General features: G+C 69.2%; 5 protein-coding genes. 3 read left to right on the plus strand and 2 right to left on the minus strand.

Annotated elements, in window-relative coordinates; all coding sequences use genetic code 11:
• Window positions 1–995: 995 nt before the first annotated feature.
• The 3 genes from phoH2 to ABEA26_RS34360 all read left to right on the plus strand — a co-directional run bounded on the left by phoH2 (window position 996) and on the right by ABEA26_RS34360 (window position 5,075).
• A complete protein-coding gene (gene phoH2 / locus ABEA26_RS34350) occupies window positions 996–2,321 on the plus strand; it encodes an RNA 5'-3' helicase PhoH2 (RefSeq protein ID WP_345597772.1) in 1,326 nt (441 codons plus the stop codon).
• 426 nt (window positions 2,322–2,747) lie between these two features.
• On the plus strand, window positions 2,748–3,446 hold the full coding sequence (locus ABEA26_RS34355; RefSeq protein ID WP_345597774.1) for an aggregation-promoting factor C-terminal-like domain-containing protein: 699 nt from the start codon (window positions 2,748–2,750) through the stop codon (window positions 3,444–3,446).
• Between the two features lie 183 nt (window positions 3,447–3,629).
• Entirely contained in the window at window positions 3,630–5,075 is a 1,446-nt protein-coding gene (locus tag ABEA26_RS34360; RefSeq protein WP_345597776.1) for an AI-2E family transporter, read from the plus strand.
• 126 nt (window positions 5,076–5,201) lie between these two features.
• On the opposite strand, the gene ABEA26_RS34365 is transcribed toward ABEA26_RS34360, so the two are convergent.
• Window positions 5,202–5,738, minus strand: a complete 537-nt coding sequence (locus ABEA26_RS34365; RefSeq protein WP_345597778.1) for an alkyl hydroperoxide reductase — start codon at window positions 5,736–5,738, stop codon at window positions 5,202–5,204.
• Between the two features lie 6 nt (window positions 5,739–5,744).
• On the minus strand, window positions 5,745–6,299 hold the full coding sequence (locus tag ABEA26_RS34370; RefSeq protein ID WP_279560055.1) for a peroxiredoxin: 555 nt from the start codon (window positions 6,297–6,299) through the stop codon (window positions 5,745–5,747).
• Between the last annotated feature and the right edge of the window lie 109 nt (window positions 6,300–6,408).

Below are 6,408 nucleotides of genomic sequence, written 5' to 3' on the forward strand. Positions count from 1 at the left end.
GTTATTCATCGTTGTCCTTCTCGGGGCGAAAGCGGGCCGCCCGATCGCGTAAGTTCGGAAGCAGGTAATTCGCGCAAGCAAAGCTGTGCGTGTGGCACCGCGCAGTGGAGGGGGCTGCGCGGTGCCTGGTCAAGCGGAAGTCCGCCGGTGGGTTCACTCGGTGGGGGGAAGCGAGGGCGATCCGGGCGCGCAAGCGTCGGCGCGCGTGCAAGCCACTCCGGATCCACTCCGAATTCGCTTCGAGCGCCCCCTTGGGCTCTCCAGGCACGCCGGTCACTCGTGAATGACCTGTGAATACGCCGAGTTCTCGCCATGATCCAGGGCGGAATGAGTGCCTCCGCGGCCATCCGGGCGTCGCCGGGCGATTCCGGAGAGTAGTTGTGGCACGCCGATGCGCGCAGCATCACTTACAAAGGGTTATGGTGGAACCCCCCCCTCGGGCCGGTCCGTATCCCCCCCCCACGGACCGGCCCGATTTTTTCTGCCTTCCCGGCCCGCCCTCTGCCTGCCGCTCCCGCCGCAGCGGTCTCCCGCCGGAGCGGCCCACCGGAGCGGCCCACCCGAGCGGTCCACCGACGGAGCCCGCCCGACCCGTCCGCCGCCTGAGCCTGCCTGTGCCGTCCGTCGACGGAGCCTCCCCCCGAGCCTTCCGCCGCGGTTCTGCCGGGGCTTCCCGCGGGGCGCCCGTCATGAGGAGTTCACCGGTGCGTCGTCCGGTGTCGTGGCATGGCGGCGCTCGTTCGAGGGCATAAGCCAAGCAGGTCGACACCCGAACCACGGGTGTCGTATCTCAGCGGACGGCGCGGAGCCGTCCGCCCGGGAGGCCCTTTGCACCAGCTCCACCGTGCGGTCATGGCACGGAAGACGCGGCGGAGGGCCGGTTCGCGGCCCGCGCCAGTGCATGGCGGTCGCCGACCGGCCGGCTCGTTCCCGCCCTCCCGGCCCAGCGTCCACTCCGTCGCTCCCCGACCTCTTCCGAGGGGGTACGTCCTTCCGTGGTGACCAGCACAAAGCGCCACAAGCCCGACAGGCGCACCTATGTTGTCGACACCAGCGTCCTGCTGGCCGACCCGAACGCTCTGAACCGCTTCGACGAGCACGAGGTCGTGCTCCCCATCGTCGTGGTGACGGAGCTGGAGGCCAAGCGGCACCATCCCGAGCTCGGCTACTTCGCCCGGCAGGCCCTGCGCCTGCTCGACGAGTTCCGGGTGCGGCACGGTCGCCTCGACGCCCCCATTCCGATCGGGGATCTCGGCGGCACCGTGCGTGTCGAGCTCAACCACTCGGACCCCAGCGTGCTGCCCACCGGCTACCGCCTGGGGGACAACGACTCCCGCATCCTCGCGGTCGCCCGCAATCTCCAGGCGGAGGGATTCGACGTCACCGTCGTGTCCAAGGACCTCCCGCTGCGGATCAAGGCGTCGTCCGTCGGCCTGCTCGCCGAGGAGTACCGCGCCGAGCTCGCCATCACGGACGCCTCCGGCTGGACCGGAATGTCCGAACTGACGCTGCCCGGCGAGCAGGTGGACATCCTCTTCGAGGAGGGGAGGGTCCACGTCCCGGAGGCTGTCGACCTGCCCGTGCACACCGGTCTGACCATCCAGTCGGAGCGCGGCAAGGCGCTTGGCCGGGTCACTCCCGACGGCAGTGTCCGCGTGGTGCGCGGCGACCGGGAGGCGTTCGGCATCAAGGGCCGCAGCGCAGAGCAGCGGATCGCGCTCGACCTGCTCCTCGACCCGGACGTCGGGATCGTCTCGATGGGCGGCCGGGCCGGCACCGGCAAGTCGGCGCTGGCGCTGTGCGCGGGCCTGGAGGCCGTGCTGGAGCGCCGGCAGCATAAGAAGGTGATGGTCTTCCGGCCGCTGTACGCGGTGGGCGGGCAGGAGCTCGGCTATCTGCCCGGATCCGAGGCCGAGAAGATGAGCCCCTGGGCGCAGGCGGTCTTCGACACGCTGTCGGCGGTCACCAGCCGGGAGGTCATCGAGGAGGTCACCGCGCGCGGGATGCTGGAGGTCCTGCCGCTCACCCACATCCGCGGCCGCTCCCTGCACGACGCCTTCGTGATCGTGGACGAGGCCCAGTCGCTCGAGCGGAACGTGCTGCTGACCGTGCTGTCCCGGATCGGGGCCAACTCACGGGTCGTACTCACCCATGACGTGGCGCAACGGGACAATCTGCGGGTGGGGCGGTACGACGGGGTCGTCGCCGTCATCGAGAAGCTGAAGGGGCATCCGCTCTTCGCGCACGTCACCCTGACGCGCTCCGAGAGGTCCCAGATCGCGGCGCTCGTGACCGAAATGCTGGAGGACGGGCACATCTGAGGGGGCTGAGAGGTACGACCCGACACGGGTCGGTTACCCGGCGGTTGGTGCCGCCCGGAAGGCGAAGAGCCTAGTCGGGCGGCGTCTTCGCGTGTGGGGGTTTCCGAGAATCCAATGAGGCAAACGGGATGTGAGCTTTCACACGCGACACGGAATTGCCTCACCCCGGCGGGTTACGGCAGAGTCTCATTCCTGTCAGGCCCCGCATACGACACAGCTGTGCCCCCAGCGGTGCAGCGCCGCAGAAGCACCAGTTCCAACTCCATAGCAGCGTCGTATGCCGCCCGAGCACCACGCGGCGCTCCCCGCCGGGGAGTTGCCCACCGGGTCCGTGCCTCCCGTGACCCGTAGTTGGGGAGGCCAGCGCCAGGGGCACGATTGCGTCCGCGAGGGTCACCGGAGCGGGCGATGCTGGAAGGAAACCGTGTGAGCCGGATCTCGGTCCGGGGATTCGCAGTGGCCTCGGCCACGGCGGTCACCGCAGTCGGAAGCGTCGTCGGCGTTGCGTCGGGCAGCACCGCGCAGAACAACGACGCGGAAGCGACGGCAGCCGGCACGACGCTGCTCGCGGACATCCCCATGGGCGAGCAGGCGCAGGTGCAGACCGCGTCCCTCACGCAGCAGGCCGACGTACAGGCCATCGCCGCGGACGCGAGCGCCAAGAAGGACGCCGAGGAGGCGGCCCGCAAGGCAGCCGCCGACACCGCCGTGGCCAAGCAGGAGAAGGCCAAGCAGGCGGCCGCGGAGGCCAAGGAGCGCGAGGAGGCGAAGGAAGCGGCCAGCCGCGCCGCCAAGCGCGAGGAGGCCACCAGCTTCTCCGTCCAGAGCTCCTACAGCATCAGCCAGATCCAGTCGATGGCCCGCCAGATGGTGCCCAGCGGCCAGTGGCAGTGCTTCAGCAACATCGTGGACCACGAGTCCGACTGGAACTACAAGGCGGTCAACCCTTCCTCGGGCGCCTACGGTCTCTTCCAGGCGCTCCCGGCGGGCAAGTACGTCTCCGCCGGCGCCGACTGGCGGACCAACCCGGCCACCCAGATCAAGTGGGGCCTCAATTACATGGACAGCCGCTACGGCAGCCCGTGCGAGGCCTGGACCTTCTGGCAGGCCAACCACTGGTACTGAGCCCACCCGGGAGCCCGGCAGCGGACATTGCCGGGGAGCCCGCCCGGCGCGGTCCACCGCTCAACCTCGCGCAGCCCCTCACCGTCTTGTGGTGAGGGGCTTTCGCGCTCCCGCCATGTACGGTCGGACCGAAACGACTCCAGGGGGGGAGTGGTGAGGAGAGACGGGGGAAGAGGACGGATCATGTCTCGAGTGCCAGGGTGGCTCGGCCGGCTCGGCGCCGGACTGACGCGGATGAGCGAGCGGTTGGACCAGCGGCCTGAGGAGGGACGGGGAGAGGACCGCGACGACACACCGGCGCCGGCCGCCGACCACGTACCGTCGCCGCCGGAGGACACCTCCCCGGAACACACCCCCGCGCATCTCCTGACCGCGGTTCAGGCCCGGCCCGACCCGGCGCAGGCCGTGCCCTGGGGTGTACGGGTCGCCGCGGAGGCCGGGTGGCGACTGCTGGTCCTCGCCGGCACCGTGTGGGTGCTGATGCGGGTCATCAGCGCCGTACAGCTGGTGGTGCTGGCGTTCGTAATCGCGCTGCTGATCACGGCGTTGCTCCAGCCGACCGTGGCGTGGCTGCGCCGGTACGGGGTGCCGCGAGGGCCGGCCACCGCCCTGACCGCGATCCTCGGGTTCGTGGTGATGGGCCTGATCGGCTGGTTCGTCACCTGGCAGGTCATGGAGAACATCGACGACCTCTCCGACCAGGTCCAGGACGGCATCGACGAACTGCGCAACTGGCTGCTCAACAGCCCGTTCCACGTCACCGACAAGCAGATCAACGAGATCGCCAAGAACCTGCGTGACGCGGTCGGCGCCAACACCGACCAGATAACGTCCGCCGGGTTGGAGGGCGTCACCGTCGTCGTCGAGGCGCTCACGGGCATACTGCTGGCCGCCTTCTCGACGCTCCTCCTGCTCTACGACGGCAAGCGCATCTGGCGCTGGACGCTGAAGCTGGTGCCGGCGGCGGCCCGGCCGGCCGTGGCCGGTGCCGGTCCGCGCGCGTGGCGGACGCTGACGGCGTATGTGCGCGGCACGGTGATAGTGGCGCTGATCGACGCCATCTTCATCGGCCTCGGCATCTACTTCCTGGACGTGCCGATGGCCGTCCCGCTGGCCGTGTTCATCTTCCTGTTCGCCTTCATCCCGCTCGTCGGCGCGGTGATGTCGGGCGCGCTCGCGGTCGTCGTGGCGCTGGTGACCCAGGGCATGTTCGCGGCGGTCATGACGCTCGTCGTGGTGCTGGTGGTGCAGCAGATCGAGGGCCACATCCTGCAGCCGTTCATCCTGGGGCGCGCGGTGCGGGTCCATCCGCTGGCGGTGGTGCTGTCGGTGGCCGCCGGTGGCATGGTGGCCGGCATCGGCGGCGCGGTGGTCGCCGTACCGCTGGTGGCGGTGGCGAACACCGTCGTGGGCTACCTGCGGGCGTACTCCCGTGAGGCCGCGGTACGGCAGTCTCCCAAGCCGCGCGGCGCGACGTCGACGGACGTCTCGCCGGGGGCTCCGGGGGCTCCGGGGGCTCCGGGGGCTTCGGCGGCTTCGGCGGCTTCGGCGGCTTCGGCGGCTTCGGCGACGGAGCGTCCGCCGACGCCCAAGGAGACCGAGCCACCGCCGGGCACCTCCTCGGCGTAGCGACGCAGCGGGCCCCGCCCACCTTTCGGTGAGCGGGGCCCGCTTTGTGCGTGCCGCGTAGCAGGGCACCCGGGACTGCCCGTACCGGAGCAGTGGACGCTACCGTCCTACCGGCCATACCGGCGCTTACTGCGCGGCAAGAACCGCCTCGGCGTCCAGCGTGGCGCCGACGGCCTCGATCACGGCGGCGATCTTGAAGGCCTCCTGGACCGTCTCGCGGTCCACACCGGCCTTGCGGAGCACCTGCTCGTGCGAGTCCAGGCACATGCCGCAGCCGTTGATGGCGGACACCGCGAAGGACCACAGCTCGAAGTCGACCTTGTCGACGCCCGGGTTGCCGATGACGTTCATCCGCAGACCGGCGCGCAGGGTGCCGTACTCGTGGTCCGACAGCAGGTGCCGGGTGCGGTAGAAGACGTTGTTCATCGCCATGATGGCGGCGGCCGACTTGGCGGCCGAGTACGCCTCGGGCGTGAGGTTGGCCTTCGCCTCCGGCTCCAGCTCGCGCAGCACGATCGGGGAGCGCGAGGCGATGGCGGTCGCCAGCACGGTGCCCCACAGCTGCTGCGCCGGGAGGTCGGAGTTGCCTATGACCGAGCCCAGGTTGAGCTTCAGATCCTTGGCGTAGTCCGGTACGGCGGACTTCAGGGAGTCGAGGGACATGTCAGTTCACTCTCCCGACAGCAGCGCGACGGGGTCGAGAGTCTCGTCGCCCTTGCTCCAGTTGCACGGGCAGAGCTCGTCGGTCTGCAGGGCGTCCAGGACCCGCAGGACCTCCTTCGGGTTCCGGCCGACCGAGCCGGCGGTCACCATGGTGAACTGGATCTCGTTGTTCTGGTCCACGATGAACACGGCACGCTTGGCGAAGCCGTCCTCGCCCTCGATGCCGAGGTCGCGCATCAGCTCGTGCTTGGAGTCCGCCATCATCGGGAACGGCAGGTCGGTCAGGTCCGGGTGGTCCTTGCGCCATGCGTGGTGCACGAACTCGGAGTCGCCGGAGAAGCCGAGCACCTGGGCGTCACGGTCGGCGAACTCGTCGTTCAGCTTGCCGAAGGCGGCGATCTCGGTCGGGCACACGAAGGTGAAGTCCTTGGGCCAGGCGAAAACGACCTTCCACTTGCCCTCGTAGGTCTTGTGGTCGATCGTCTCGAACTCCTTGCCCTTCTCCAGTGAGACGCAGGCGGTCAGTTCGAACTCGGGGAACTTGTCACCGACAGTGAGCACAGGCTCTCCAAAAGCGCAGCGAAGAAACACCCGATTTGCGAGTGTTTCCCATGGGTTGGACGTTGCTGATGTTGGCATAGAGTGCATTGATTAGTGAAATAGCTACACT

The organism is Streptomyces marokkonensis (genome assembly GCF_039539045.1).
Classification (GTDB): domain Bacteria; phylum Actinomycetota; class Actinomycetes; order Streptomycetales; family Streptomycetaceae; genus Streptomyces; species Streptomyces marokkonensis.

Bases quoted from the DNA above. Each gene is read 5' to 3' on its own strand.
- ABEA26_RS34360 (WP_345597776.1), top strand. From the start codon at position 3,630: ATGTCTCGAGTGCCAGGGTGGCTCGGCCGGCTCGGCGCCGGACTGACG.
- ABEA26_RS34365 (WP_345597778.1), bottom strand. From the start codon at position 5,738: ATGTCCCTCGACTCCCTGAAGTCCGCCGTACCGGACTACGCCAAGGAT.